Source organism: Streptomyces sp. NPDC020422, assembly GCF_044386705.1.
Lineage (GTDB): Bacteria > Actinomycetota > Actinomycetes > Streptomycetales > Streptomycetaceae > Streptomyces.
This window is the reverse complement of sequence record NZ_JBIRVJ010000013.1, coordinates 105,227-130,536: the sequence shown is the minus strand read 5'-3', so window position 1 is coordinate 130,536 and position 25,310 is coordinate 105,227. Positions and strand designations below refer to the sequence as shown.

The 25,310-nt window shown below is 72.9% G+C and carries 25 protein-coding genes; 8 read left to right on the top strand and 17 right to left on the bottom strand.

Annotated features, from left to right (window positions below):
- Window positions 1–50 precede the first annotated feature (50 nt).
- The 3 genes from ACH414_RS30475 to ACH414_RS30465 all read right to left on the bottom strand — a co-directional run bounded on the left by ACH414_RS30475 (window position 51) and on the right by ACH414_RS30465 (window position 2,920).
- On the bottom strand, window positions 51–860 hold the full coding sequence (locus tag ACH414_RS30475; RefSeq protein WP_382541154.1) for a hypothetical protein: 810 nt from the start codon (window positions 858–860) through the stop codon (window positions 51–53).
- Complete coding sequence (locus ACH414_RS30470; RefSeq protein WP_398944239.1) at window positions 860–2,158, bottom strand: VWA domain-containing protein; 1,299 nt, start codon at window positions 2,156–2,158, stop codon at window positions 860–862. Before ACH414_RS30470 ends, ACH414_RS30475 begins: the two co-directional genes overlap by 1 nt.
- A 189-nt stretch (window positions 2,159–2,347) precedes the next feature.
- Complete coding sequence (locus tag ACH414_RS30465; RefSeq protein ID WP_382541148.1) at window positions 2,348–2,920, bottom strand: hypothetical protein; 573 nt, start codon at window positions 2,918–2,920, stop codon at window positions 2,348–2,350.
- A 185-nt stretch (window positions 2,921–3,105) separates the two neighbouring features.
- On the opposite strand from ACH414_RS30465, the gene ACH414_RS30460 reads away from it, so the two are divergent.
- From ACH414_RS30460 to ACH414_RS30445, 4 genes are all read left to right on the top strand, one after another.
- The gene (locus ACH414_RS30460) at window positions 3,106–3,783 is read left to right on the top strand and encodes a GntR family transcriptional regulator (protein ID WP_398944237.1); all 678 of its coding nucleotides are present in this window, start codon (window positions 3,106–3,108) and stop codon (window positions 3,781–3,783) included.
- A gap of 159 nt (window positions 3,784–3,942) precedes the next feature.
- Window positions 3,943–4,569, top strand: coding sequence for a hypothetical protein (locus ACH414_RS30455; RefSeq protein WP_382541143.1), 627 nt, complete (start codon window positions 3,943–3,945; stop codon window positions 4,567–4,569).
- A 169-nt stretch (window positions 4,570–4,738) separates the two neighbouring features.
- Window positions 4,739–5,959 carry a metallophosphoesterase gene (locus ACH414_RS30450; RefSeq protein ID WP_382541140.1) on the top strand — a complete coding sequence of 407 codons (1,221 nt, stop codon included), beginning with the start codon at window positions 4,739–4,741 and terminating at the stop codon, window positions 5,957–5,959.
- 125 nt (window positions 5,960–6,084) lie between these two features.
- Window positions 6,085–7,833, top strand: a complete 1,749-nt coding sequence (locus tag ACH414_RS30445) for a serine/threonine-protein kinase (protein WP_398944235.1) — start codon at window positions 6,085–6,087, stop codon at window positions 7,831–7,833.
- A 53-nt stretch (window positions 7,834–7,886) separates the two neighbouring features.
- Here ACH414_RS30445 and ACH414_RS30440 read toward each other — a convergent pair whose 3' ends face one another.
- From ACH414_RS30440 to ACH414_RS30395, 10 genes are all read right to left on the bottom strand, one after another.
- The gene (locus ACH414_RS30440; RefSeq protein WP_382541134.1) at window positions 7,887–8,603 is read right to left on the bottom strand and encodes a flavodoxin family protein; all 717 of its coding nucleotides are present in this window, start codon (window positions 8,601–8,603) and stop codon (window positions 7,887–7,889) included.
- Between the two features lie 190 nt (window positions 8,604–8,793).
- Window positions 8,794–9,594 (bottom strand): endonuclease I family protein, encoded by an 801-nt coding sequence (locus ACH414_RS30435; protein WP_382541131.1) that lies wholly within the window; start codon window positions 9,592–9,594, stop codon window positions 8,794–8,796.
- A gap of 70 nt (window positions 9,595–9,664) precedes the next feature.
- Window positions 9,665–11,173 (bottom strand): hydrolase, encoded by a 1,509-nt coding sequence (locus ACH414_RS30430; protein ID WP_398944233.1) that lies wholly within the window; start codon window positions 11,171–11,173, stop codon window positions 9,665–9,667.
- 399 nt (window positions 11,174–11,572) lie between these two features.
- Window positions 11,573–12,787, bottom strand: a complete 1,215-nt coding sequence (locus tag ACH414_RS30425) for an MFS transporter (RefSeq protein ID WP_382541126.1) — start codon at window positions 12,785–12,787, stop codon at window positions 11,573–11,575.
- A 261-nt stretch (window positions 12,788–13,048) separates the two neighbouring features.
- A complete protein-coding gene (locus ACH414_RS30420) occupies window positions 13,049–13,741 on the bottom strand; it encodes a CBS domain-containing protein (RefSeq protein WP_382541124.1) in 693 nt (230 codons plus the stop codon).
- Between the two features lie 135 nt (window positions 13,742–13,876).
- Window positions 13,877–14,476, bottom strand: a complete 600-nt coding sequence (locus ACH414_RS30415) for a CBS domain-containing protein (protein WP_382541121.1) — start codon at window positions 14,474–14,476, stop codon at window positions 13,877–13,879.
- Window positions 14,477–14,571: 95 nt separating this feature from the next.
- Window positions 14,572–15,177 carry a CBS domain-containing protein gene (locus ACH414_RS30410; protein ID WP_398944230.1) on the bottom strand — a complete coding sequence of 202 codons (606 nt, stop codon included), beginning with the start codon at window positions 15,175–15,177 and terminating at the stop codon, window positions 14,572–14,574.
- Window positions 15,178–15,301: 124 nt separating this feature from the next.
- Window positions 15,302–15,955 (bottom strand): CBS domain-containing protein, encoded by a 654-nt coding sequence (locus ACH414_RS30405; RefSeq protein ID WP_382541115.1) that lies wholly within the window; start codon window positions 15,953–15,955, stop codon window positions 15,302–15,304.
- Between the two features lie 10 nt (window positions 15,956–15,965).
- Window positions 15,966–16,436 carry a Crp/Fnr family transcriptional regulator gene (locus tag ACH414_RS30400; protein WP_382541112.1) on the bottom strand — a complete coding sequence of 157 codons (471 nt, stop codon included), beginning with the start codon at window positions 16,434–16,436 and terminating at the stop codon, window positions 15,966–15,968.
- A 141-nt stretch (window positions 16,437–16,577) separates the two neighbouring features.
- Entirely contained in the window at window positions 16,578–17,210 is a 633-nt protein-coding gene (locus tag ACH414_RS30395; RefSeq protein WP_398944227.1) for a hypothetical protein, read from the bottom strand.
- A gap of 699 nt (window positions 17,211–17,909) precedes the next feature.
- Between ACH414_RS30395 and ACH414_RS30390 the strand changes: the two genes are divergently transcribed.
- Complete coding sequence (locus ACH414_RS30390; protein WP_382541106.1) at window positions 17,910–18,371, top strand: CBS domain-containing protein; 462 nt, start codon at window positions 17,910–17,912, stop codon at window positions 18,369–18,371.
- A 164-nt stretch (window positions 18,372–18,535) separates the two neighbouring features.
- Here ACH414_RS30390 and ACH414_RS30385 read toward each other — a convergent pair whose 3' ends face one another.
- The 3 genes from ACH414_RS30385 to ACH414_RS30375 all read right to left on the bottom strand — a co-directional run bounded on the left by ACH414_RS30385 (window position 18,536) and on the right by ACH414_RS30375 (window position 20,925).
- Window positions 18,536–19,450, bottom strand: coding sequence for a potassium channel family protein (locus tag ACH414_RS30385; protein WP_398944225.1), 915 nt, complete (start codon window positions 19,448–19,450; stop codon window positions 18,536–18,538).
- A gap of 151 nt (window positions 19,451–19,601) precedes the next feature.
- Window positions 19,602–20,228: a cytochrome b/b6 domain-containing protein gene (locus ACH414_RS30380; protein WP_382541099.1), complete on the bottom strand. Its 627-nt coding sequence runs from the start codon at window positions 20,226–20,228 to the stop codon at window positions 19,602–19,604.
- Window positions 20,212–20,925 (bottom strand): molybdopterin-dependent oxidoreductase, encoded by a 714-nt coding sequence (locus ACH414_RS30375; RefSeq protein ID WP_398944223.1) that lies wholly within the window; start codon window positions 20,923–20,925, stop codon window positions 20,212–20,214. The genes ACH414_RS30380 and ACH414_RS30375 overlap by 17 nt, the downstream gene beginning before the upstream one ends.
- Before the next feature lie 199 nt (window positions 20,926–21,124).
- On the opposite strand from ACH414_RS30375, the gene ACH414_RS30370 reads away from it, so the two are divergent.
- The gene (locus tag ACH414_RS30370; protein ID WP_398944221.1) at window positions 21,125–21,895 is read left to right on the top strand and encodes a hypothetical protein; all 771 of its coding nucleotides are present in this window, start codon (window positions 21,125–21,127) and stop codon (window positions 21,893–21,895) included.
- A gap of 82 nt (window positions 21,896–21,977) precedes the next feature.
- Here ACH414_RS30370 and ACH414_RS30365 read toward each other — a convergent pair whose 3' ends face one another.
- Window positions 21,978–22,433, bottom strand: a complete 456-nt coding sequence (locus tag ACH414_RS30365; protein WP_382541090.1) for an Lrp/AsnC family transcriptional regulator — start codon at window positions 22,431–22,433, stop codon at window positions 21,978–21,980.
- Window positions 22,434–22,540: 107 nt separating this feature from the next.
- Here ACH414_RS30365 and ACH414_RS30360 point away from each other — a divergent pair, with 107 nt between their 5' ends.
- Together ACH414_RS30360 and ACH414_RS30355 are read left to right on the top strand one after the other, a co-directional pair.
- Window positions 22,541–23,584, top strand: a complete 1,044-nt coding sequence (locus ACH414_RS30360) for an asparaginase (protein WP_382541087.1) — start codon at window positions 22,541–22,543, stop codon at window positions 23,582–23,584.
- Window positions 23,585–23,881: 297 nt separating this feature from the next.
- Entirely contained in the window at window positions 23,882–25,309 is a 1,428-nt protein-coding gene (locus ACH414_RS30355; RefSeq protein ID WP_382541084.1) for an aspartate ammonia-lyase, read from the top strand.
- The last annotated feature ends 1 nt before the right edge of the window (window position 25,310 follow it).

The following is a 25,310-nucleotide window of genomic DNA, read 5'->3' as shown; positions in this document are numbered from 1 at the left end:
CAGCACGGTGGCCCCCTCCAAGCGGAGGGGGCCACCGTGTGCGCGTGCCGTCAGGCCGTCGGCGGAACCCGGCCCGGGCGGCCCGAACCGCGGGTCAGGACGTAGCCGCCGATCCCCGCCAGCGCGGCGAGCACGCCGCCGGCCGCCGTCCAGATCCAGCGGTCGGACCACCAGCCGCCCGACCAGCCGTCCTCCGGGGCCCGGGCCTCCACCGTCTCCGGTGTGCTCGCCCCCGGCACCAGCGGTACGGACAGGGAGCCGTCCGTCGCGTACGCCCCGCCCTTGTCGAGCGAGGTCGCCGTGAGCCGCGCCGAGAAAGGCTGACCCAGGTCCTCCTCCGGGAGGCCGGTCACCGTGAGACGGACGAAGTAGCTGCCGGGCAGCGGGTCGTCGGACCAGGTGTCGGCGGCCGCCCGGACGGGGCGCAGGGTGCAGGAGAGCTGCACCGTCGCCGTGTCCTTGGCCGCGACCCGGTTCTGCATCCCGTACATGCACGCCTGGCGCCTGCGCAGCCCGTCGTACACGTCGATCCGCCAGGCGGAGGAGCCGTGCCGCAGGGCCGCGTCGGGCAGGGTGACCGTGGCCGCGACGGTCGGCCGCTGGCCGGTGTCGGCGGGGAACACCCAGTACAGGTAGTCACCCGTGGACGCCTGCGCCGTGGCCTCCTGGCCCTGGCGGAAGAAGGCGGCGGTGCGGAAGGAGGTGCCGGCCTCGGTGGGCCCGGCCTCCTTCGCGGTGCTGCTCGGGCTGGGCGTCGCCGTGTCGGCCGAGCCGGTCGCGGCGGCCGGACCGAGCAGGGCGGCGCCCGCGAGCGCGAGGCCGGCGGTCAGCCGGCCGAAGGTGCGCGAGGTGATCGGCATCAGTGGTTCCTCCAGACCGCGACGCGCCAACGGGACAGCCAGCCCCACACGAGGCCGCCGAGGAAGCCGGCGAGCACCAGGGCGCCGAGCAGCCACCAGCCGCGGCCGAGGCCGAACGAGGCCACGTCGGAGGCGGAGTCGGGACCGTCGACCACGTCGATGGCGAGCTCGACCGGCATGCCCGGGGTCGTCTTGACCGACGGGGGAGCGGAGAAGGAGTTGCTGACCTGGAGGCAGACGACCTCCGCGGCCGGCTTGGCGTCGCCGTCGCCGAAGCCCTCGTCGAGGTCGGCCTTCGGGTAGCGCAGACCGGTCGAGATGACGTCGGTGCGCCCGTCGCCCGCCTCGCTGCCGCGGACGATCTCGCGGCCGTGCACGGTGACGGCCCGCAGCAGCACGCCGTAGTCGTTGTCGACGGCCCGGTCGGCCGCGATGCTCACGGAGGCGCGCAGCTCCTGGCCCGGGAGGACGTCGACCCGGTACCAGCGGTGGCGGCCGATGACCTGGCGGTCGGTGTACAGGCCCGGCTTGAGCGTCGGGGCGTCCGCGCAGCGCTCGGCGCCCGTGGTGGCGACGGGGGTGACGACCGGGTCGGCGGCGCGGTCGACCAGCTGCCGTACCCGCCCGGAGAGCTCCTCGGTGCGGTGCACGGAGGTGTAGGTGCCGCCGGTGGCCTCGGCGATGCACATCAGCTGCCGGCGGGTCTTGGCGTCGGGGACGAGCCCCAGGGTGTCGATGACGAGGTGGATGCCCTTGGCGGCGATGTCACGGGCGACCACGCACGGGTCGAGCGGGGCGCAGGTGTCCTCGCCGTCGGTGATGAGCACGATCCGCTTGGTGGCCTCGCCGCCCTTGAGGTCCTCGGCGGCGCCCAGCAGGGCGGGCCCGATGGGGGTCCACCCGGTGGGGGCGAGGGTGGCGACGGCGGTCTTGGCCTCGGTGCGGTCCAGCGGGCCGACCGGGTAGAGCTGCCGGGTGTCCTTGCAGCCGCGCTGACGGTCCTGGCCGGGGTAGTCGGCGCCGAGGGTGCGGATGCCGAGCCGTACCTCCTCGGGGACCGCGTCCAGGACCTCGTTGAAGGCCTGCTTGGCGGCGGTCATGCGGGACTGGCCGTCGATGTCGCGCTGCCGCATCGAGCCGCTGACGTCGAGGACCAGCTCGACCTTGGGGGATTCCTTGGGGGAGTCCGTCGCCACCGGGCCGTCGTCGGCGGCGGCACTCGTCGGGAGGAGTCCGACGGCAAGGGCGGCGAGCAGCGCACCGCAGGCCCCGGTCGCCAGCCGTTTTCTCGTGATCATCGCAGGATCGTATGGATGATCGTCCGGCAATCCAAAACGGGGTGGGTGCGGGGCCGGTGAAAGGGGGTCAGGAGGGGTCGAACGGGTCAGGGGGGCCAGGAGGGCGATCGGGCGGGGGCCCGGAGTGGGCACGGGAAGGGATCAGGAGGACCAGGCGGGGGCGGCCCCCGAGAGGGCTCAGGAGGGTGATCAGGACTGGCTGTTGAGGAAGCCGATGAGGGTCGCGCCCCACCAGCCCGCCTGGCTGACCGCCGCGGCGGCGGCCGAGCGGACGAACAGCCGGCGCGGCACCTCGCCGGACCCGCGGAAGCGCTCCAGGAGCTGGCCGAGGCGGTGCGCGTACAGGCCGTTGAGCGTGACGGCGAGGACCAGGCCGAGCTTGACGAGGGTGAGCGGTGAGCCGAGGTCGGGGCGGAGGAAGAGGCCGGTGACGGTGAGCCCGCCGAGGCCGGCCCAGATGGGCGTCTGAAGGGCGCAGGCCGTGTCGAGGACGCCCGCGAGGGGTCGCCGCCCGGTCAGCCACAGCGCGGCGAACCAGTCGACGGCGAGCACCGAGCCGAGGCCGACGACCAGGCTCGCCACGTGCAGGAAGCGGGCGGCGGTCTGCAGGGTGACGTCCGCGTGCACATGGCCGGCGGTCCAGCAGGAGGCGGCGAGGAACCCGGCGGCGAGCACCCCGACGGCGGCGAGCAGCCAGCCGGGGGTGAGCTCGCGATCGGGCGTGGGGCCCGACGCGTGGAGGCGCGGCAGGGTTCTCGGCATGGCGGAAGTCTTTCGAGGTGAGGTTAGGTAAGGCGAAGCTAAGTGGATCCTGTGTGCGCGTCAAGTGGATCAGGCGTGGATCACAGGAGGTCAGAGCGGGGGTGCGGTCGGCGGCGCGGTCGGGGGGTTGGACCGGACCAGTGGCGCGGGTGGCATACGGTAAGGCCTGGACACCGGGAGGACATGTGACCGGGACAGGGACACAGAAGGCCGAAGCCGGCGCGACCGCCCCCGAGGGCGGCTGGCTTCGCGACCAGGTCTGCGAGGGGCTGCGCGACCGCATCATCACGGGACGGCTCAAGCCGGGCGACCGGCTCGTCGAGCGCGAGGTGGCCGAGGACTTCGGCGTCTCGCGGGTCCCGGTGCGCGAGGCGATCCGCATCCTCATCGGCGAGGGCTTCCTGCAGACCGTCTCCCAGCGTCGGATCGTGGTGCGCGAGATGACCCGGCAGGACGTCGACAACCTCTTCGACATGCGCGAGGCCCTGGAGGTCCTGGCGGTCCGCCGGGCCTCCGAACGCGCCACCCTCACCGAGCTCGACGCACTCGCCCGGCTGCTCGCGCGGGCCCGCGCCGCGACGGACTCGGGCGGCCCGGAGGAGCTCTCGCGGGCCAACGCCGCCTTCCACGCCCACATCGTGCGTCTGTCGCGCAACGAGCTGCTCGTCACCGCCCTCGAATCCCTGGAGGGCCGGCTGCGCTGGCTGTTCCAGCAGATCGACGAGCCGGAGTCGCTGTGGGAGGAGCACCGCCTGCTGTACGAGGCGATCGCGGTGGGCGACGCGGACGCGGCCGAGGACTACGCCCTGCACCACGTACGCCACTACCGCGAGGTGGCGAACCGGCTGCTGTTCGACTCCTGAGGGCGAGGGCGCTGCCGGGTCCCCGAACCGGGATCGGGACAGGACGGCCCGGTCCGGCCCGACGCCCGGGTCGAACCATTGCCGATCCTGTCAGGACGACCGCCCCCGCCGTACGGCATCGGCTCCGTCGCGGCCACCGCTCGAACTACTCTTCGCACCATGGCTTTGCGACCTGATGAGTTCTACGACCACGCCCTCGCGGCCTCGGACGCCGAGCGCCGGCTTCCGCTGGCGCGGATGACCGGCTGGGACATCAGCCCGTTCGAGGAGGGTGGACTGCGTGTCTCGCCCTTGCGGCCCCCCGTCCTGCCCGAGCCGGCGCGGCACGGCGAGGATCCGGCCGACTGCGATGCCTGCCGCGGGCGCGGTGAGGGGATCTGGTTCAACGACAACTGGCGGCTGACACGGATCACCGGCGTCGGGGTGCCGCTGGTGCTTATGCTGCATCCGCTCGACCACCATGACATGGGCGACCTGCCCGACGAGTTGGCGGCCGAGCTGGGCGTACTGACCACCCACATCGTGCGTCACGTGCAGGCTTTGGAGCACATCTCGCGCGCTCACGTCTACCGGATCGGGGACGGCGGGGCGCACCTGCACATCTGGTTCTTTGCCCGACCCGCGGGGCAAGCCCAGCTGTACGGTTCGTGGTTGCCGGTGTGGGACGACCTCCTGCCCGAGTATCCGGCGGACGTCGCGGAGGCGGACGCGGCGATCGTCGCGGACGCGCTGGTCGCCTCCGCGGGAGGGCGCCGTCGGGCCGAAGCGGAGACGCCCGGCGGCTGACCCCCCCACGGCGGTCTCGTCCCGCTTGTGCTCGCCCTCCACCCCGCGATCACGGTCCGACAGGCACCGGCCGATGCGCCTCCCGGCGTGCGCCGCGGCGGCGCGCGCGAGGCACCCGGGTCCGCCACCGTACGATCCCGTCCGCGGGGCAGAAGCTCAGGAGGAAGACATGACCGACACCAGCGACACCCGATCCCCCGCCGGGGAGGCGCCCGGGGCGTCACGGAGCGGGTTGCAGCGCCTGATGCGGTACATCCCCTTGATCGCGCCCCTCCTGCTGTGGTCCGTGCCGTGCTGGGTCCTGCTTCATGCCGGGCAGCACTGGCCCCTGCCCGTCGCGGTCGGCGGCACCGCGCTGTTCGTGCTCGGCCTGGTGGCGATGCCGCTCGCGATGGTGCGCGGCCACGGGCGGCGTCAGCAGGACCGGGCCGCGATCGTGGGCGACACGTTGCTGGGCGGCGCCTGGGTGCTGTTCACCTGGTCCGTGCTGCTCGGCGTCCTGCTGCGGCTCGTGCTGACCGTGGCCGGTGTCGGCGACGGCCAGGACCGCGCGCGCATCGTCACCTGGGCGGTCCTCGGGCTGACGGCCGTGCTGCTCGGATGGGGGTACGCCGAGGCCCGGCGCGTGCCACGGGTGCGCCGGCTCGACGTGCCGCTCCCGCGTCTGGGGGCCGGGCTGGACGGCACCCGGGTCGTTCTGATCACCGACACCCACTACGGTCCGCTCGACCGTGCCCGGTGGTCGGCGCGGGTCTGCGAGACGGTGAACGGCCTGGACGCCGATCTGGTGTGCCACACCGGTGACATCGCGGACGGCACGGCCGAACGCCGCCGTGCCCAGGCCGCCCCGCTGGGCACCGTGCGGGCGACGCGGGCCCGTGTCTACGTCACCGGCAACCACGAGTACTACAGCGAGGCCCAGGGCTGGGTCGACCTGATGGACGAGCTGGGCTGGGAGCCGCTGCGCAACCGCCACCTCCTGCTCGAACGCGGGGGCGACACCCTCGTGGTGGCGGGCGTGGACGACGTCACGGCCGAGTCCTCCGGCCTGGCGGGGCACCGCGCCCACCTCGCCGGAGCCCTCCAGGGCGCCGATCCCGAGCTGCCCGTCCTCCTCCTCGCGCACCAGCCCAAGTTCATCGACCGGGCGGCGGCCCACGGGATCGACCTCCAGCTCTCCGGCCACACCCACGGCGGCCAGATCTGGCCCTTCCACCACCTGGTCCGCCTCGACCAGCCCTCCGTGGCGGGCCTCAGCCGCCACGGCGCCCGCACCCTGCTCTACACCAGCCGCGGCACCGGCTTCTGGGGTCCGCCCTTCCGCGTCTTCGCCCCCAGCGAGATCACGCTGCTCGTGCTCCGCTCCCCACAGCGGTCCACCGCGGCCTGACGGGCTCGTCCGCGGGGGCGGCGGTGAGACGTCGAGCGCGGCGGCCACCCGCCTCGCCGCGCTCCGGCGGTGCCGGGCCGGGCCCGCTCCGGCCCCGCACCCGAAACCCCCTACGATGAGCGCCCATGAGCACGAATGACGACCGAAGACCCCTGGTCGACGGGCGCTTCCGACTGATCTCCCGACTCGGCAGCGGGGGCATGGGCACCGTCTGGCGCGCCCGCGACATCGCCCTCGACCGTGACGTCGCCCTCAAGGAGGTCCGCCCGCCCGACCCCGCCGTCGAGGACGCGAACCCGGGATTCGCCGCGCAGCTGCGCGAACGCGCCGTCCGCGAAGCCCGCGCCCTGGCCAGGCTCTCGAACCCGCACGTCGTGACGATCCACCACATCATCGAGCCGCAGGACGGCTCGCACCCGTGGATCGTGATGGAGCTGGTCGAGGGCAGCTCCGTGTACGACCGGCTGGCGGCGGGCCCGATGCCCGTCCCCGAGGTGCTCGCCCTCGGCCGCCAGGTCCTGTCCGCACTGCGTGCCGCGCACGCTGCCGGCATCCAGCACCGCGACGTCAAACCCGCCAACGTCCTGCTCCGCCACGGTGGCGGGGCCGTGCTCACCGACTTCGGCATCGCCGCGTTCGACGGCGCCACCTCCCGGCTCACTTCCACGGGCGACCTGATCGGCTCGCCGGAGTTCATCGCCCCCGAGCGGGTCCGCGGCGAGGAGGGCAACCCGGCCTCCGACCTGTGGTCGCTCGGCATGCTCCTGTACGTGGCGGCCGAGGGCCACCACCCGCTGCGCCGCGCCACCGGCCTCGCGACCGTGGTCGCGGTGCTCGACGACCCGATCCCCGCGCCGGTGCGCTCCGGCGCGCTGGGTCCCGTACTGACCCGGCTCCTCGTCCGCGATCCGGCGCAGCGGCCGGACGGGGCGCTCCTGGACCGCCTCTTGGCGGAGGCGCAGACGGAGGCGCAGGGCGGAGCGACCGCGGCCTCTGCTCCGGCCGCCGCTCCCGCCGTTCCTGCCGCGCCCGTCGCCTACCCTGCCGCCCCCGGCCCGTACGCACCGGCGCCCGCGCCGTACCCCCACCCCGCCTACGGCCCGGCCGGCGTGCCGGGCGCGGGCTTCGGCCCGCCGACGCTGCCCACCCCCGCGCCCCCGAGCCCGCGCAAGCGTGTCGCAGGCGCCGCCGTCGGCCTCGCGCTGGCGACCGCCGCGGTGATCGGCGTGGTGAACCTGATCCCCGACGGCGACAACGGCGGCGGGACCTCCGGGGCGAAGGGCGGCACCTCGCCGACCGGCGCCGCCCGCACCCCCGGCCAGGGCCAGGGCCAGGGCCAGGGCAGGGGAACGGGAACGGGGACGGGGACGGGGACGGTTACGTCCCCCTCCGCCGCCGCCTCCACGCCCGCGGTCCGCGGCAGCCTCCTCACCACCGCCAACGTCCGTGCCGTCATCGAGGAGTTCCGCCGCGCGAGCGGCACCACGACGATCAAGGACCTGACGGTCTATGAGGAGTACGCCCTGGCGGACATCCCGACCCGGCCCGGCGCGAAGACCTACGACGCGTACGAGTACCGTGCCGGCGTGGCCAGGAAGACCGGCCCCGGCGGCACCATCAGCGCCGACGACGCAGACGAGCAGCCCTTCGACGTGACCACGATGCCCTGGGACAGCCTGCCCGCGCTGATGAAGCGCGGCGAACGCGACCTCAAGGTGGACGACCCCACGATGCGCTACGTCGTGGTCGACCGCTGGACCTTCAACGACGACCGTCCGACACTGCGCTTCTACTTGAGCAACGCCTACCAGGCCAGCGGCTATCTCGCCGTCGACGCCTCCGGCAAGGTCGTGTCGACCCTGCCCGCGTCCTGAGGCCGCCGACCGGCACCGCTCGACCGCCTGCCGCCGAGGCCGCCCGGCCCGTCCTAACGGTGCTCGGGGTTCTCGAAGTCGAAGCGGCAGCCGGCGTCCCATTCGGAGCGCTGGTTTCCGTGGGCGGGGATGCCTCCGGCGTCCTTGAGCATCCTCGCCAGGTGGAGCTGGTTCCAGGTCATGAAGGTGGTGTTGCGGTTGGTGAAGTCGTTGTCCGGCCCGCCGGAGCCGGGGTCGAGGTACGACGGGCCCGGGCCGGCCTCGCCGACCCAGCCCGCGTCGGCCTGCGGCGGGATGACGTAGCCGAGGTGCTGGAGGCTGTAGAGGACGTTCATCGCGCAGTGCTTGGCGCCGTCCTCGTTGCCGGTGATCAGACAGCCGCCCACCCGCCCGTAGTAGGCGTACTGGCCGTGCTCGTTGAGGATCGAGGAGCAGGCGTAGAGGCGCTCGATGACCTTCTTCATGACCGAGGAGTTGTCACCCAGCCACACCGGCCCCGCCAGGGTCAGGATGTCGGCGGCCATCACCTGGGAATAGATCACCGGCCACTCGTCCGTCTCCCACCCGTGCTCCGTCATGTCCGGCCAGACACCGGTCGCGATGTCGATGTCCACCGCCCGCAGCACGTCCACCCGCACGCCCTGGCGCTCCATGATCCCGGTGCTGATGTCGATCAGCCCCTGGGTATGGCTGCGCTCCGGGGAACGTTTCAGGGTGCAGTTGATCACCAGGGCGCGCAGGTCGGCGTACGACGTCGTCGGGTCCGGCACGGAATCCTCCTCGAAGCGTTCCGGGGTTCCGGACGCGAGGGCACCGGAGATCTCCCCGTACAGCTCACCAGGCCCCGGCCCCGGGCGCGCGCGGAGCTGGGCCGGTCGCCTGACGGGCTCGCGGCCGAGGGGCTCGCCGACGACGGGTACGCCGAGCCGCACCGGCGGCTCGGCGTACCCGGGGGGGGGTCTACCAGATCGCCTCGACCCACTCGGGGTGGTCGATGAACGGGTTGCGGTTGCCCTGGTAGGAGCTGTAGATCACGTTGTTGCGGCGCTCCTCGAAGGCGCTCGGCGGGTCCTGCTCGTTCCACTGCTTCAGGACCGAGAGGCGGCCGATGAAGGGGACGCTGCCGTTGGAGGTCGACTCGTTGGGCTCCAGGTCGGCCCAGGCGTCGTCGCCCTCGTAGCGGACGGCCATGTACAGGATCATGCGGGCCACGTCGCCCTTGTCGGCGTCGCGCGGCTCGAAGGAGTCGCCGTCCGTGTAGCTGCCGGGTGCGCCGCTGACCGCGCTGCCGCCGTTGTCGAAGTCCTTGTTGCCGCGGATGCTGTTGACCTGGACGTCGGCCGCGCGCAGGTGGTGCAGGTCGGTGCCGGGGCCGGCCGAGGTGCCGAAGCTGCCGTGCGACTGGGCCCAGACGTGCTCGCGGTTCCAGTCGCCGACGCTACCGCCGTTGAGGGTCTTGCTCCGCGAGGTGCCGCTGTAGAGCAGCAGGACGTTCGCGGTGTTGTTCGGGTCCTGGTCGGTGACCTTCAGCGCGTTCCAGACCGCGTCGTACGAGATCTTGCTCTGGCTGCTGATGATGGTGTGCAGCGAGGACTTCAGGCTCGTGCCGGTCTTGCCGACCGCGTTCTTGTAGTACGTGGTGTCGTACGCGGTGGTCGTGGCGGCGGCCGGAGTCGCGGTGAGCGTGGGGAGGCTGAGTCCGACGAGGGCGGCGGACAGGGCCGCCCACACCTTCCATCTGCCTATGGGAGCAAGGGACATGGGGGGTCTGCGTCCTTCCCGGTGGGGGTGGTGGGGGTGGTGGGTGCGGGTGGTGGTCGGGGGTGCCGCGTCAGGCGACGGTGAGGGACGTGTCGTCGATCACGAAGGAGGTCTGGAGCGTCGATCCCTCGGTGCCGGTGAACTTCAGCGTCACGGTCCGGCCCGCGTACCCGGCAAGGCTGAAGGAGCGCTGGACGTAGCCGCTCGACGCGTTGAGGTTCGAGTAGGTCGCGAGCGTCGACAGCACCGCGCCGCCGCTGTCGAGGACCTGGACCCTGAGCGTGTCGTACGCCGTGGTCGTGGTGGTCTCGGCCGTGTCGATGCGCGTGGCGAAGCCGAGGGCGGCCGTGGTGCAGCCGGCCGGGATGGTCACCGTCTGGGCGAGCGTGTCGGTGTGCGCGGAGCCGTAGCCGCTCAGCCAGGCCTTGTACGTGCCGGTACGGGCCGGGCGCCCGGGGTCGTTCGTGATGACGCCCGAGGAGGCGGTCCAGCCGGTGTCGCCCGACTCGAAGCCGGGGTTGGCGAGCAGCTGGCCCGCGGTGCAGGTGCCGCCCCCGCCGCCTCCGCCGGTGGTCGCCTTCGACAGCCAGTCGGTGGCGTTGAGGGCGAGCGCCGCGTTCGTCCCGGCCGGGTCGTTCCAGCCGTCGTAGAGGGTGTTGCCGGACTGGCCGGTGCCGTCGTCGATCGGCGAGCTGTCGCCCCAGACGGCGACGCGGCCGCTGCCGAAGGTGCTGGTCGCGAAGAAGGCGCCCGTCGTGCCGGAGTAGCCGGTGCGGTAGACGAGCCCCTTGGCCGCGGGGTTGTCGGCGGGCTTCAGGGTGACCGTGGTGCCGCTGCGGATGATGCTGCCGGTCACCTTGCCGAAGGTGCCGTTGAGGACGGGGTCCGCGGTGTCCGCGACGGCGCGCGGGTTGTCGGTCTGCACCGTGCCGGTGTCGACGCTGAAGCCGAACGGGTCGGTGTTGTCGACTCCGTTGTCGGACATCAGGTCGTTGATGATCTCGACCGCGTCCCAGCCGTCGTTGTTGCGGTCGGCGTCGGAGTGGTCGGAGACGAGGAACAGCCCGCCGCCGTTCTGGACGAACCTCATGACCGCGGTCTTCTCGCTCGCGCTCAGCCGCACGTTCGGCTCGGGCAGCACGAAGGTGTCGAAGTTCTGCAGGTCGGTGGCGGCGGTGGTGCCGTAGGTGATGGTGCCGCCCGAGGGCAGCGTCCTGAGGGAGTAGCGTCCGGTCCTCTGCAGGGCCACGCCCCAGGCGGAGATGGCGCCGGTCCAGTCGGTCTCGACCGAGGGCGAGGCGTTCTGGGTGAGCGGGTCGGGCTGGCCGGTGCCGATGATCCAGTCGGCGTTTCCGGCGGTCTCCGCCTTGGAGTTGTCGAACAGCACGCGCAGGGGAGTCGTGGCCGTCCCCGTCGCCGCTCCGGACGCGGCCGGTGCCGGGGCCGCCGATGCGGGGGCGCCGAGGGCCGGGGCGGCGGCCGCGGCGACGAGCGCGCCGACGGCGGTCAGGGTGGCGACACGGCGCTTGCTGGTGCGGTGGGGTGCGGTGTGGCGGGTGGACCTTCTGAGTCCGAGCATCCGTCAGACCTCCGTGAGGGGGATGGGGCGATATGGCGGAAAGGCGGTGCGGGCGCCCACTCTGCGCGCGTAGAACGTCGGGGATCGGACGTCCACATCACGCGCGGTTGAACCGTACATGACCAGATCCCACCCATGGAATGCCCTGCTCCACCCGGAGGTTGACGACCCGGCAGCGGATCGGCGCTCGACCGGGAAACGCTTGGGCCCCTTGACCCGCTTCATGCCGGTCTGGAACTTCGCCTCGGTGCGCCGTCGCTCAGGATCGTCCGGTTTCCTCCGTGGCTCCGCCGCGCCGTACGGGCGCACGGGACCCGTTGATGGCGGGGCTTCGGGGGCGATGGCCACCCAGGCCCGCGAAGGGGGGCGAAGGGCCCGCTCGCCCCCCGGCTTCGTCGGTCAGACGTCCGCGGCCGCCCGAGCGCGTCGCCGGACAGCGGTGGCGGCCAAGGCGCCCGCAGCCGTCGCGGTGACGGCGAGGAGGACGAAGCCCCACGTGTAGTCGTGCGCGATGCTGTCGACGGCTCCCATGACGAGCGGTGGGAAGAAGCCGCCGAGACCGCCCGCCGCCCCGACCAGTCCGGTGACCGACCCGACCCGCTGGGCCGGAACCAGCCGTGCGACGAGTGCGAAGACCGCCCCGGCCCCGGCCCCCAGGCCCGCGGCCATGCCGAGGAAGGCCGCCGTTCCCACGGGGACCAGGGGCGCCTCGAACGCCGCGACCAGGGCGGCCACCGAGACGAGCCCGTACGAGACCGTCAGTACCGACACGGGGTGGACGCGGTCCGACAGCCAGCCGCCCACGGGCCGCATGGCCACGGCGAGGACGACGAATCCCGCCGTCCGCAGGGCGGCGTCGGAGCGGCCGAGGTCGTAGGCCCGGGTGAGATAGGTCGGCAGGTAGACGCTGAAGGCGACGAACCCGCCGAAGGACACGGCGTACAGGAAGGCCAGCTGCCAGGTGGCCGGCGTGCGCATGGCCAGGGCGGTACGCGAGAGCAGCGACCCCGCGGCCGTCGCGCGCCCCGGATTGTCGCGCAGGAGGAACCAGGCGACTCCGGTGTACACCGCGAGGCAGCCGGCGACCAGGTCGAAGGGGAACGCACGGCCGACGGCGTCGGCGAGCTGGACGGTGGTGAACGCCGACAGGGCCGTGCCTCCCGTACCGATGCCGAAGACTCCGAGGGCGACGCCCCGCCGAGCCGGCGGGTACCAGGCGTTGACGAACGGGACGCCGACGGCGAAGGCCGTGCCGCCGACCCCGAGGAGGAATCCGCCTGCGAGCACCTCGGCCAACGAGTCGGCCAGGTGACCCAGGTACAGCACGGGGAGGATCGTCAGGGCCGCGACGAGGGGGAACATGCGGCGGGCACCCCAGCGGTCCGTCAGCGCCCCCGCCGGGATGCGGCCGAGCGCGCCCACCACCACGGGCACGGCGACCACCAGCGACTGCTCGAAGGAGCTCAGTCCGAGGTCGTCCCGCAGCCGCGGGCCGAGAGGGGCCAGCAGTGCCCACGCCCAGAAGCAGAGGGCGAACCCGATGGTGGCGAGGAGCAGCATCTCCCAGGGCCGCGGCGCGTCCGCGACGGGTGGGCTCCCCGTGGTCCGGGCCATGATCGCCTCCCGGCAGTGATAGGCGTGGACGGCGTGAGCCGTGCTGTTCCCCACCCTCCGGCCGCCGTGCCCCGGTTCCACGGGCCCCCCGCTCCGTTCGGCGACCGTCCGGCCCTCGTGAGGACACGGTCGGCCACCGTCAGTCCGTGACGCCCGTCTCGAACGTGTCCCGCAGCGGCGGGCAGGAAACGCCCGCCGTCGGCCGCTCGCGGGACCAGGGGAACGTGCCCCGGGCGCTGTCGTGATGGGACATGACCGGTGCTACCCGGAGGGTGTTCCTCGGGGTGGCTCGACATCGAGCGCGAGGTTGTCGTAGGAGTACGCGATCGATTCGTGCAGGGCGACGACTCCGTCGACCGAGCGGCAGAGCCGCACGATCACGGGGATGTCGGCACGCTCGTCGACCCGTCCCGTCAGCCTGACGACTCCGTCGTCGACGGTCACGTGGATCGTGTCGGGGGCGAGGCGCAGCGTGTGGTCCAGGACGTCGTGCTCGATCTCGTCACGGATCGAGGTGTCATTGCGCAGGAAGGGCCGGAGCAGGTCGCTTCGGCTGACGATCCCGACGAGCCGACCGGCCTCGTCGGTGACGGGCAGCCTCTTGATCCCCTTGCGGTGCATCGTCCGGGCCGTCTCGACGAGATTCCAGTCCGGCTGGGCCGTGACGGCGGGCGAGGTCATCAGCTGGGCGGCGGTCTCCGCACCGGGCGGCGCCTGCTTCCGGAACGGCAGTCCGACGCCCGCCGGGCGGCCCTCCGGATCGGGGAGCTCGGCCGTGGCCCCCAGCAGGTCGGCCTCCGAGACCACGCCCAGCAGGCGTCGGTCCGCATCGACGACCGGGACCGCGGAGACGTCGTTCTCGGCGAAGAGCCGCGCGATCTCCTTGAACGGGGTCTGCGGGGCGGCGGTGACCACGGAGTGGGTCATCACCTCGAAAACCGTACGGTGCTGCATGACGGTCCTCCTTCACGGGACGCGGCCGGCCCCGCCAGATCCCACACTGCTGCGCGGGGCCCACCCCGGGGCAGTGCCGAACGGGTCCCTTTCCGGGACTGTTCGCCCCCACTGCACGGCATGACGCGGAGGCCGCTACGCGGGCGTGAACTCCGCGGCCGCGTCCACCACCCCGGGCACAGCCCGGCTGAGCCGCACGGCCAGATCCTCGGGTACGGACCGGGGCAGGCGCCCACCGAGCGTCACCGCGCCGTCCGTGACACGTACGGTGAGCTCTGCGTCGCCCGCCGGAATCAGGTGGGTGAGGAGTTCGTGCCGCACGTCCTCTGCGACCTCGGCGTCGGACCGCAGGTAGACCTTGAGCAGGTCGCTTCGACTGACGACACCCACCGGGCGGCCGTCCTCGTCCACCACGGGCAGCCGCTTGAGACGACCGCGCCCCATCAGCCGAGCCGCCCCCGCGATCGTGGCGCCGCGCGAAACGGTGACGGCCGGCGCCGACATCAGGCTGCGCGCCGTCACCGCTCCCAGGCCGTCCCCTTCCCCTCGCGGTGGTCTGCCGAGAACGTCCGCCTCGGACACGACGCCGACCACCCGCCCCTCGGCCGACAACACGGGGACCCCGCTCACGCCCCAGCGCCGCATGGACTGGACGATCTCCTTGACCGGCGCGTCGAGCCTGGCGGAGACCACCGCATGGGTCATCACGTCGTCGACGGTACGTGGATGCTTCATGACCGGCCTCCGGTGCTTCTGTGCCCCGAGTCCTGTTGCCGAGAGGGTGCCGCCGCAGGGCGGCGGGGGCGAGCGGCCACCACGTGACCGCCGGGTCACGTCCCCGTCATGTCGTCGATTTCGTACGTGAGCCGGTCGACGACCCCCACGACACCGTCGACGCTCCTGCAGAGGCGCAGAAGCACCGGAACGAGGCCGCGGCGGGGGACCGTGCCGCTGAGGGTGACCCTGCCGTCCGTGACCTCCACCGAAAGGGCCGACGGACTCAGCCCCAGGGTGCGGGTGACCACGTCCTCGACGATCTCCTCCTGGATGGCCCTGTCCCTGCGGAGGAACAGCTGGACGAGGTCGCTGCGGCTGAGCACGCCGACGAGCTGCATGTCGTCGTCGACCACGGGCAGGCGCTTGACGCGGGCCCGGTCCATCACCCGGGCGGCGCGCACCACGCTCCACTCGGGTCGGGCGACGACGGGCGGACTCGACATGAGCGCGCCCGCGGTGTCGAGCCCGGCCCCGGTGGCACGGCGGCGCACCAGGTCCGCCTCCGAGACCACACCGAGCGGCCGGTTCGCTTCGTCCACCACGCACACCGCCGTGATGTCGAACTCGTCCAGGAGACGCGCGACCTCTTTGAACGTCGTGTCCCGCACGACACTGACCGCGGTGGGCGTCATCAGATCGGCGACGCTGCGGTGCCTCATCGCTCGTCTCCTTCATGCGCGTTCGACAGGAGGCCCCGCCATTCAGGATGGCCCGCTCGCTTCGGCTCGGGGAGGGCCGTACGGCCCAAGCTCATGTGACCTGCACCCGTGTGACCGGACACGGCTACGGCCGGTCCGGGGCGGTGAGCTCGCACCTCACGTCCACCACCCCTTCGACAGCCTGTGACAGGCGTTCCGCGAGGGCGATGCGCGTGCTGTCGCGGACCTCGCCGGAAAGGGTCACGACGCCGTCGTCGACATGAACGTCGATCCGGTGACGGGAAAGCGGGAACAGCTGCTCGACGACATCCCGGCGCACCTCGGCGGCCAGATCGTCGTCCGAGCGGAGGAAGACCTTGAGGAGGTCGGCACGGCTCACGATCCCCTGGATCACGCCGCTCGCGTCGACGACCGGCAGCCGCTTGACGTGATGGGTGGCCATGAGCCGTGCGGCCCGCGGCAGGGATGCCTCGGGGACGACGGTGACGGCGGGCGAGGTCATCAGGTCCTCGGCGCGGTGGGAGCCGGCCTTGGCGGTGGCGTCCAGGCGTCGCATCTGCTCGATGAGGCCGAGGCGATGGTCGTGGAACTCCTCCTTGAGGAGCAGATCCGCTTCGGAGACCACTCCCAGGACCCGGCCCTCGCCTTCGACGACGGGCACGGCGGTCACCTTCCACCGCTCCATGGCGGTGACGATCTCCTTGAACTCCGCGCCGGGCAGGACGGCGACGACCTTCTTGGTCATCACGTCGGCCACGGTGAACGGCCTGTCGGTCATGGCTGTCTCCTCACCGGGCGTACGCGAGGTCTTCCGCGCCGACGCGCGGCATGAGGTCGTCCAGCAGACGGCTGCGGGCGGAAAGGAGCCGGCGCGCCATCGTGGCTGCTACGCAGGCGAACACGGCCTCGCCGACGGTCAGGTCCTCGGCGCAGAGCTCCCTGACGGCCCGCGCGTCGAACTCGAGGGCGTGCACCTCGGTGGTCGCCGTGGCGCCGAGGTGCCAGTGGTAGGGCGGGAACAACCACGAGCAGCCGAGGAGGGAGCCTGAGGCGAGGGTGTCCACGACGGCGTTGCGGCGACCCGGTACGTGCATGTCGAGTGCGACGCGACCGCGTTCGATGATCCAGAAGCGGTCGGCCTGTTGACGCTGGTCGAAGATGCGCGTGCCCACCGGGAAGCGGACCGGGTGAGAGTGCTCCAGGAGTCGGTCGCCGGCCTCGGGAGCCAGTTCGTTCAGGAGCGTCCGCGTGGTGGTCATGGTGTCCTCCAGCCCTTCCCTCACAGGCTGCCGCGGGGGCGCGGGCACGGGGAGGGCCGCGCAGGTCATACCCGGGGACCGAAGGGCCCGGCACCAGCGGATCAGGACGGCCCCCTGCCCTGGGGGGCTGGCCGGCCCGGTTCAGGTACGCCCACGGTGGGTCCACAGCGGCTCCACGACGGCCCACTCCCTCTCCCACTCGTCCAGGGTGGCGGCCTCGGTGCGCCGCAGACGCAGGCCCACCACGCCGGCGGCGGTCAGGGCGAGCGCCCCGGCGACGAGCGTACCGCCGACGGCGGCGCCGAACTGTCCCTCGGCCGCACTGCGGGGGGCGCGCGTGACCGCCCCGGCGTCGTCGACCCAGATGGTCACCGTGGTGCCCTCGGCGGTACGAGGCTGGACGGCGACCTTGCCGGTGCGCGGTGCGCCGTCGGGGGCGCGCCAGGAGGCGTCGACGAGCACGGGGGGTGTGTCGAAGCGGGCCGCCGTCGACGGGCCGTTGGCGCGGGCGAGGGTGGTCGCGGTGGTCTCGTGGCGGTGGGCGGACTCGGCACGGGCGTTTCGTGCCGCGTCGCTCCACATACGGGCACCCGCGACCACGCCGCAGAGCAGGGCGACGAGCACCGCGAGGGCGAGGCCGACGTGCCAGCGGTTGCGGATCCGGTCGCAGGGGCGGCGCAGGATGTCGGCGTGCGGACCGGCGGGGTCGGCCTTTCGGCCGTCGTGCCAGGGCCGCTCCGGCTGCCCGGGTGCCGGTGTGGTTCCGTCGCGCATGGCGGGCCTCCAGGTGAGCGGGCCCGCGCCGGGCCCGCACGGGCTCGGCGCGGTGTGATGGTGTCGGCACCGCGTGCTCGAAGGTGCCCTGGCGGAGCTCGGAGCGGTCCTTCGTCTCGGTGCTCGCCTCATGCCCGGCACTGACCGTGAGGACGTCGACGTCCACAGTGACGGTGGCGAAGGTCGCCGAACCAGTCCCTGACGTCGGGGAACTCAGGGAAGAAGCTGCGGCAGCCTTCCGTGTCTGTCGGCATGATCGTTCGCTCCCTCGGGTCGTGGAACGACCTGTCACCCCCACCCTGGCGCCCGTCAGCGCGCTCTCCGAGTGCCGGACGGGCCCGTGAAGGGGCCGAACGGACCACGGCTCGCATGGCCCTACCGGCCCTCCGGCGCACAGCGCCACCGAGCCGGGTCCGTCGCCGCCCGCATGCGCGGCAGGACGAACTGGGGTACTCCTCGAATGAGATGAACGGGCGTGCTTCGGCCCTCTGCCGCCGCCGCCCGCACGCCCCCTTCCGTGGCATCGTTCAGGTGGGAGGCAGTCGCCATGGCGCCAGTCGTCACGGTCGGAGTCGACCAGGGTGCTGACCGAGGGGCGGGAGGAGACCCGCTCGGAGGAGATCGCTCGGGACAAACAGGCGCAACACGGCGCCCGGCCGGTGCACGAACGGCTTCCCGGCCAGGGATCGTAGGAGCCCGATGATGAAGATCTCCGAGATGATGAGCCACCCGGCGGTCTCCGTTCCGACGAGAACGCCCCTGGGACGCGTCGCCAGGGAGATGGCCGAATACGGAGTCGGCTCCGTGGTGGTCACCGAAGGGGAGGCCCTGCGCGGCATCGTCACCGATCGTGACCTCGCGGTGGGTGCCCTCGCGAGGGGCTTCGGCGCGGAGGAGGCGGTGGATTCGGTGATGACCTCGCCCGTGATCACCGTGGACGTCTCCGACGGCATCCACGTCGCCTACCGCACCTTCCGCAGGGTGGGAGTCCGCCGCCTGCCGGTCCTCGACGGACACCGAGTCGTGGGTGTCCTCACCGTGGACGACATGCTCATCGATGTCTTCCGGCGATTGGGCGACCTCCTGGGCCCGGTCGCCTGGAGCGTGCTGGAGGAACCGCTCCGACCACCCTCGACAGAGCCCCGTGCGCCGGGGACCTGACCCCGCGACCTCCTTGGTGATCAGCGCAAGACCCTGTTCGGCCCTTCCCTCCTCGAACGGGCCGGCGCCGACGACCGGGTCGGCCCTGGTCACCGAGTCAGGCGGAGGGGACGCCGCCGCCGGCGCCTGCCTGCCGGACCGACCGCATCTCGGCGCGCCGTCCCTCAGGATCGCCGCCCGGTTCCCCGCGGCCCGGCAGGTGCGGTCGGTTCTCCGGGGTTCCCGTGGTCCTCGGCATAGGCCGCGAAGACGTGCTCGGTGGCCGCTCCGGTGCGCAGGAAGCGCTCGTCGAGCACGGTGGCCAGGTCCTCCAGGGCGGTACGCAGCACCGATCCCGAGAGCCGGACGTCCGGGTGGCGCGCCGCCGAGGCCTCCTCCGCGAGGGCGAGGGCGAAACCGAGCTGGCCGGGCAGGGAGGTGTTCTCGTCCCCGTCGTAGAAGTAGTAGGACTCGGCGTACTGGAGGAAGTCGACCGTGATCGTGGACAGGGTGGAGGCGAGCCCGTCCAGGAGTGTGGCGCCGCCGTCGGAGTCGAGCGCCCGCCGGGTGGTCGGGCTGCGCCGTACGTGCGACAGGCGCAGGGCGAGCGTCCTGCGACGGGCCAGCGCGGGGTAGATGCCGAGGATCCACGCCACCGTGGCGGACAGCAGTACGAAGCCCACCAGGGCCTCCATGGGGGCGAAGACCCGCAGCCAGCCCGAGGTCGGGGCGATGTCGCCCAGGCCGAGGGTGGAGAGGGTGACCAAGGAGACGTACAGCGCGTCGTCGGCGCCCGCGTGCTCCCCGGGGTCGAGGCCCGCCGCGTACGAGAAGCCCCCCGGCATGTGGGGCCAGTAGACGAGGCCCCAGCCGACGGCCAGGAGGAGGGCCCACAAGGCGACGACCGCCACCATGCCCGTGGGTCCCGCGAGGCCGGCCGTCCGCCGGCGCGTGCCGCGCAGCGCCGACAGGCGCCACACCACCCGCATCACCAGCCTGCTCAGCCCGCCGTGCCGCGTGGGATGCCAGAGCGTGTGGAAGACGTCCCGCAGGACGAGCAGGACGAGAGCGCCGCCCGTGATCATGGAGAGCCAGGTCATTCCGGTTCTCTCCCACGCCTCGCTCGGCCACTCCCGCGGCCCCCGCCGATTCCAGTCCGGTGGCGGTGACCGCGGTGGCCGTGACCGCGGTGGCGGTGGAGGTGACCGCGGTGGGGATGCGCCCGCTCCCCGCCGCGTCGGGACGCCGGCGCTACGGCACGGGTTCCGCCGGTCGCTCGTCCTTCCAGTGCGGGTGCTCCCGTGCGGCCCATGCGCGGTCCACGAGTCCGGTGCGCATCCCGAGCCGGGCCTGGGGATCCCGCGCGGCCATCCGGATGTGCCCGGCCGTCACCGCGGCGATGGCCGCGGCGAGCCAGTCGTGGACGAACGCCCCACCCGTCCGCAGGGACAGGGGAGCGAGCTGGGTGAGCCACATCAGCAGGCCCGTACCGAGCATCACCAGCATCGATCCGAGCGTCCACTGCGCGTAGAGCTTCTGCCCGGCGTTGAACTTCCCGGCGGGGCGGTGCGGGGCACGGGACCGCACCGCCCGCAGCCACGCCCGGTCGACAGGGGTGAACCGGCTGAGCCGTGCCGTGTCCGCGCGCAGCGGGCCGAGGACCAGGCCGCAGAGCAGGGGCAGCGGCAGGGCCAGACCGCACCACACGTGGACGGTCACGACCAGCCGGCGCCGCCCGACCAGCTCGGCCAGGGGAGCCACGTACAGGCAGGCGGCGGTGGCCAGGCACGTCAGCATGAGGGCCGCGGTGGTCCGGTGCGCCCAGCGCACCGGGCGGGTGAACCGGAGCAGCCGGTCCGGGTCAGCCGGTCGGCTCATCGTCCCGCCCGTTCGACCTGCCGACCCAGGCGTCGACGTCATAGCCGTTCCGCTCCCAATAGCCGGGCCGTACCGCCGAGGTGACGGTGATTCCCGACAGCCACTTGGCGGACTTGTAGAAGTACATCGGCGCCACGTAGAGCCGCACCGGCCCGCCATGGGCGTGGGAGATCGGGGCGTCCTGCATCCGCAGGGCCACCAGGACGTCGTCACGGCGGGCCTGTTCGAGCGTGAGGCTCTCGGTGTACGTGCCGTCGAAGCAGGTGAACCGCACCGCCCGCGCCTCCGCCCGGACGCCCGCGGCATCGAGCAGGTGCCTGAGGGGCACGCCCTCGAACGGCGTGTCCGGTACCCGCCAGCCGGTCACGCACTGCACGTCCCGCACGATCCGGCGCTGCGGCATCGCCCTCAGGTCGGCCAGGCGATAGCCGGCCGGGCGCTCGACCAGGCCGTCCACCGTCAGGGCGTAGGTCAGCTCGGTGCGCGCCGGCACGGAGGAGACCACCGAGTAGTACCGGAAGGCGCCACCGCCCGGCAGCAGGCGGGTCAGCCCGGTGGGATCGGTGGCGGCGAGGGCGCTCTGGGCCCGCTCCAGGGAGGGCCCCGCCGCGACGCCGACAGCGCCGAGCCCGAGCAGGCCGAGCACGACCCGGCGGCCCACGGGGGTGCCCTCGGGATGTTCCGTCGTGTTCTTCACACCCTGATTCGACCAGCCCGCCCGGTCCACGGCCAGGGACGATGCCGCTCCGTCAGACTTTCGTCATCTCTCCCGGACCGGCCCACGACCTCGCCCCTGACCCGGCAGGAACCTCGCGCGCCGTCCGCCCGTCCTCTCCACGGGGCGGCGGGCCGAGTCGACCCCGTGCGCTCTTCACCATCGAGGTCCGAGGAGATCCATGGCCGACACCGTCCGCACCCTTGCCGACCGTCTGCACGAACTGCTGGTGCGGCTCCTGACCGAAGGGCCCGCCGGGGTGGGCACCGGGGGGTTCCACGATGTCGTCGCGCGGGCCGGGGCGCTCGGCCCCGACGGCGCGTGGCTGGTCGCGGCGGGCCAGGCCACCCTGGGTGAACTGGCCTGCGTCCAGGGGCGGACGGACCAGGCCATCGCCCATTTCGAGGCCGCGGTGGCGGCCGGCTTCAACGACTGCGTGGCGCTCCACAGCGCCGCTCTGCGCCCGTTGCACCACGATCCCCGTTTCCAGGCCCTGTACGGACGGATGCGCGTCACCCAGGCCGACCTCGACGAGTTCTTCTGGCTGCACCGGGAAATGCACACCATGGCGCGGGAGGCCCGGAACGCGGCCGTCGACAACCTCGGCCGGCTCGACAACGGGGTGTCGCTGCTCCCGGGCGCCCCCATGCCGACGCGCGCGCCGAACACCCCCGGCGTCCTGGGCGCCCGCATCGATCTCGCCGCGGTGCAGACCGCCCTGCGGCAGGCCGCCGTCCGGGCGGACCTCCGGCGCAGCGCCGGCAACACCAGCCTCGATCTCATCGACGGCTCGTGGGACGAGGACCGCGCGCGACGCGACGCCTGGTACGCCGACGACCTCGACGACCGCCGTGCGCGGGCCGCCGAGGCCAGGGCCTTCGTCGAACGCCCCGGTGCCGGCACCGTGCTCGCCCCCTGTCCGCCGTTGGGCTCGATCGCCTATCCGGCCTGAGGGCGCCGCGCCGGCGGACGCCCGCGCCTCCGGTCGGCCCGCCCCGGCCGGCGGGCGCGCGGGCGTCCGGGGCGCCGCTCGGTCAGCGCTCGACCGGGAGGCCCCGGGGCTCCTTGACCCGCTTCATGATGATCTGGGAGTTCACCTCGGTGACCCCCGCCAGCGTGGTCAGGCGCTCGATCCACAGGCGCTCGTAGGCCGCGAGGTCCGCGACCGCGATGCGCAGCAGGCAGCCGGGACTGCCGAAGAGGCGATAGGCCTCGATGACGTCGGGGATGTCCTGGAGCGCCTCCTCGAAGGCCTCGACGGTCTCGCGGTCGCGCTTCACCTCGACCGAGACCAGCACCTCGAAGCCGCGCCCCACGGCGGCCGGATCGATCACCGCCCGGTACCCCTGGATGACGCCGTCCTGTTCCAGCTGGCGCACCCGGCGCATGCAGGGGGAGGGGCTGAGTCCGATGCGCTGGGCGAGCTCCTGGTTGCTCAGACGGCCGTCTTCCTGGAGCTCACGCAAGATCTGAAGATCGATTCGGTCCATGGCGCAATTATCCACCACGGAGTTCATGGTTCCGGGGAGAAGTCGCAATCGCCTTGCGCGTCGGTTGGCCTATCGTTGCGGCGTATCTCAGGGAAGGACACAAGGTCATGAAGTGGACGCGCGACGCCAGGCCCCGCCGCATCGTGGTGATCAGCACGGGCGGCACGATCGCGAGCCGCTGGACGGGCAGCGGATACGCCGCCGACGCCTCCGGCAACGACGTCGTCGCGACCGCGGCCGTGCCCGACGCGGTGGACGTCGAGGTCCTCGACCTGTTCAACGTCAACAGCTCCCGCATGACCACCGACCGCCAGCTGACCCTGCTGCGCGCCGTCCAGGAGACGCTCGCCGACCCCGGCGTCGACGGCATCGTCGTCACCCACGGCACCGACACCCTGGAGGAGTCGGCCTTCTTCCTCGACCTGCACCACTCCGACCGCCGGCCCGTGGTCTTCACCGGTGCCCAGCGCCCCTTCGGCACGGGCGACGGCGACGGACCCGGGAACCTGTACGACGCCCTCCAGGTCGCCGCCACCGTGCACGGGCTCGGCGTCCTCGTCGTCTTCGACGGCCTGGTCCACGCGGCCCGCGGCACGGTCAAGACCAAGACGCTCGCTTCCAACCCCTTCGCCGACCTCTCCGGCGAGCGCGTGGGGCGGCTCGGGTTCGGGCAGGTCGACATCGAGCGCGAACCCGAGCGCTCGGCCCCGCTGCCGGTGCCCGAGGCCGGACGGCCCGTGCCCCGGGTCGACATCGTGATGCACCACTCCGACGCCGATCCGCTGCTGCTGAACGCGGCCGTCGCCGCCGGGGCGCGGGGCATCGTGCTCGTCGGCACCGGCGCGGGGAACGCGACGCCCGAGATAGCCGAGGCCGTCGCCCGCGCCGTCGACCAGGGCGTCCTGGTGGTCCTGTCCACCCGGGTCGCCGCCGGACCGGTCGCCGAGGTCTACACGGGCGGCGGCGCCGTCGACCTGGTGGCCGCCGGCGCGGTCCTCGCCGGCACCCTGCGCCCCGGCCAGGCCCGTATCGCCCTGCTCTCCGCCCTGCTCGCCGACACCGGCGCCGCGCCCGAGCGCCGCACCGCCCTGCTGCGGAGCCTGCTGGAAGGTCCGGTCAGGACCGAGCCCGCGCTGTCCGTCGCGCACTGAGCCCGGCCGGGGTCCGCCGATGGCCCCGGCCACCCCACCGTCGCCGGCGGCCGCTCCCCCGGCCGCCGGCGACGGAGCCTCCCCTCCTCCCCTGGGACTCCTCCGAGACTCGTCCCCTGGCCCTCTCCTGCCCTGGCCGCCCTGTTGCCGCCTTGGCCGCCTTCTGCTCTGGCCGCCCTGGTCCTGCCTTGGCCGCCATCCCCTGCCCCGGCCTTCTTTGTCCCCCGAGGCTCTCCCTCTCCGAGCCTTCTCCCTCCCCGAGGCTCTTCCTCTTCGACGCGTAAGGCACCCGCAACCGTGATCCCCGCACAGCAGCAGTCCGTCCGCAGCGAGCACGATCTGCTCGGCGACCGTGACGTCCCCGTCGACGCGTACTGGGGGGTGCACACCCTGCGCGCCCGGGAGAACTTCCCCATCACCGGGATCCCGATCTCCGTCTACCCGCAGCTCATCAGCGCCCTCGCCGCCGTCAAGGAGGCGGCCGCCCTCGCCAACGAGGAGCTCGGCCTGCTCCCCGCCGACAAGGCCGGCGCCATCGTCGCCGCCTGCCGCGAGATCCGCGGCGGCGCGCTGCACGGCGAGTTCGTCGTCGACGTCGTCCAGGGCGGCGCCGGCACCTCGACCAACATGAACGCCAACGAGGTGGTCGCCAACCGCGCGCTGGAGCTGCTCGGCCACCCCAAGGGCGCGTACGGGCACCTGCACCCCAACGAGGACGTCAACCTCGGGCAGTCCACCAACGACGTCTACCCGACCGCGATCCGCATCGCCGCCATCGGCGCCGCCCGCGAGCTGCTGGCGGCGATGGCCGTGCTCCAGGACGCGTTCGCCGAGAAGGCCGTCGAGTTCGCAAGCGTCGTCAAGATGGGCCGCACCCAGCTCCAGGACGCGGTGCCCATGACGCTGGGCCAGGAGTTCTCCACGTACGCCGTGATGCTGGAGGAGGACCGCGGGCGCCTGGCGGAGGCGATCGAGCTGATCCACGAGATCAACCTGGGCGCGACCGCCATCGGCACCGGCCTCAACGCGGCCCCCGGCTACGCCGAGACCGCCCGCCGCCACCTCGCCGACCTCACCGGCCTGCCCCTGGTGACCTCCGCCAACCTGGTCGAGGCCACCCAGGACTGCGGCGCCTTCGTGCAGCTCTCCGGGGTGCTCAAGCGGATCGCGGTGAAGCTCTCCAAGACCTGCAACGACCTGCGGCTGCTCTCCTCCGGCCCGCGCGCCGGGCTCGGCGAGATCAACCTGCCGCCCGTCCAGGCGGGTTCGAGCATCATGCCGGGGAAGGTCAACCCGGTCATCCCCGAGGTCGTCAACCAGGTCGCCTTCGAGGTCATCGGCAACGACATGACCATCACCATGGCGGCGGAGGGCGGCCAGCTCCAGCTCAACGCCTTCGAGCCGGTCATCTTCCACGCGCTGTCCAAGAGCATGACCTCGCTGCGGGCGGCCTGCCTCACCCTCGCCGAGCGCTGTGTCACCGGCATCACCGCCAACGTCGAGACCCTGCGCGCGAGCGTCGAGAACTCGATCGGCCTCGCGACCGCCCTCAACCCGCACCTCGGCTACACCGCCGCCACCGCCATCGCCCAGGAGGCGCTGGCCACCGGCCGCTCGGTCGCGGAACTCACCCTGGAGAAGGGCCTGCTCCCGCCCGAGCGGCTCGCCGAGCTCCTCGCCACCGAGCACCTCACCGGTACGACGGGCGGCGTGCTCAAGGGCTGAC

Excerpts from the sequence above, each read along its gene's own strand:
- ACH414_RS30385 (WP_398944225.1), bottom strand. The coding sequence starts at position 19,450 with ATGACCTGGCTCTCCATGATCACGGGCGGCGCTCTCGTCCTGCTCGTC.
- ACH414_RS30420 (WP_382541124.1), bottom strand. The coding sequence starts at position 13,741 with ATGCAGCACCGTACGGTTTTCGAGGTGATGACCCACTCCGTGGTCACC.
- ACH414_RS30435 (WP_382541131.1), bottom strand. The coding sequence starts at position 9,594 with ATGTCCCTTGCTCCCATAGGCAGATGGAAGGTGTGGGCGGCCCTGTCC.
- ACH414_RS30370 (WP_398944221.1), top strand. The coding sequence starts at position 21,125 with ATGGCCGACACCGTCCGCACCCTTGCCGACCGTCTGCACGAACTGCTG.
- ACH414_RS30455 (WP_382541143.1), top strand. The coding sequence starts at position 3,943 with ATGGCTTTGCGACCTGATGAGTTCTACGACCACGCCCTCGCGGCCTCG.
- ACH414_RS30400 (WP_382541112.1), bottom strand. The coding sequence starts at position 16,436 with ATGACCACCACGCGGACGCTCCTGAACGAACTGGCTCCCGAGGCCGGC.
- ACH414_RS30415 (WP_382541121.1), bottom strand. The coding sequence starts at position 14,476 with ATGAAGCATCCACGTACCGTCGACGACGTGATGACCCATGCGGTGGTC.
- ACH414_RS30405 (WP_382541115.1), bottom strand. The coding sequence starts at position 15,955 with ATGACCGACAGGCCGTTCACCGTGGCCGACGTGATGACCAAGAAGGTC.
- ACH414_RS30380 (WP_382541099.1), bottom strand. The coding sequence starts at position 20,228 with ATGAGCCGACCGGCTGACCCGGACCGGCTGCTCCGGTTCACCCGCCCG.
- ACH414_RS30395 (WP_398944227.1), bottom strand. The coding sequence starts at position 17,210 with ATGCGCGACGGAACCACACCGGCACCCGGGCAGCCGGAGCGGCCCTGG.
- ACH414_RS30390 (WP_382541106.1), top strand. The coding sequence starts at position 17,910 with ATGATGAAGATCTCCGAGATGATGAGCCACCCGGCGGTCTCCGTTCCG.
- ACH414_RS30410 (WP_398944230.1), bottom strand. The coding sequence starts at position 15,177 with ATGAGGCACCGCAGCGTCGCCGATCTGATGACGCCCACCGCGGTCAGT.
- ACH414_RS30465 (WP_382541148.1), bottom strand. The coding sequence starts at position 2,920 with ATGCCGAGAACCCTGCCGCGCCTCCACGCGTCGGGCCCCACGCCCGAT.
- ACH414_RS30365 (WP_382541090.1), bottom strand. The coding sequence starts at position 22,433 with ATGGACCGAATCGATCTTCAGATCTTGCGTGAGCTCCAGGAAGACGGC.
- ACH414_RS30430 (WP_398944233.1), bottom strand. The coding sequence starts at position 11,173 with ATGCTCGGACTCAGAAGGTCCACCCGCCACACCGCACCCCACCGCACC.
- ACH414_RS30470 (WP_398944239.1), bottom strand. The coding sequence starts at position 2,158 with ATGATCACGAGAAAACGGCTGGCGACCGGGGCCTGCGGTGCGCTGCTC.
- ACH414_RS30360 (WP_382541087.1), top strand. The coding sequence starts at position 22,541 with ATGAAGTGGACGCGCGACGCCAGGCCCCGCCGCATCGTGGTGATCAGC.
- ACH414_RS30450 (WP_382541140.1), top strand. The coding sequence starts at position 4,739 with ATGACCGACACCAGCGACACCCGATCCCCCGCCGGGGAGGCGCCCGGG.
- ACH414_RS30475 (WP_382541154.1), bottom strand. The coding sequence starts at position 860 with ATGCCGATCACCTCGCGCACCTTCGGCCGGCTGACCGCCGGCCTCGCG.
- ACH414_RS30425 (WP_382541126.1), bottom strand. The coding sequence starts at position 12,787 with ATGGCCCGGACCACGGGGAGCCCACCCGTCGCGGACGCGCCGCGGCCC.
- ACH414_RS30445 (WP_398944235.1), top strand. The coding sequence starts at position 6,085 with ATGAGCACGAATGACGACCGAAGACCCCTGGTCGACGGGCGCTTCCGA.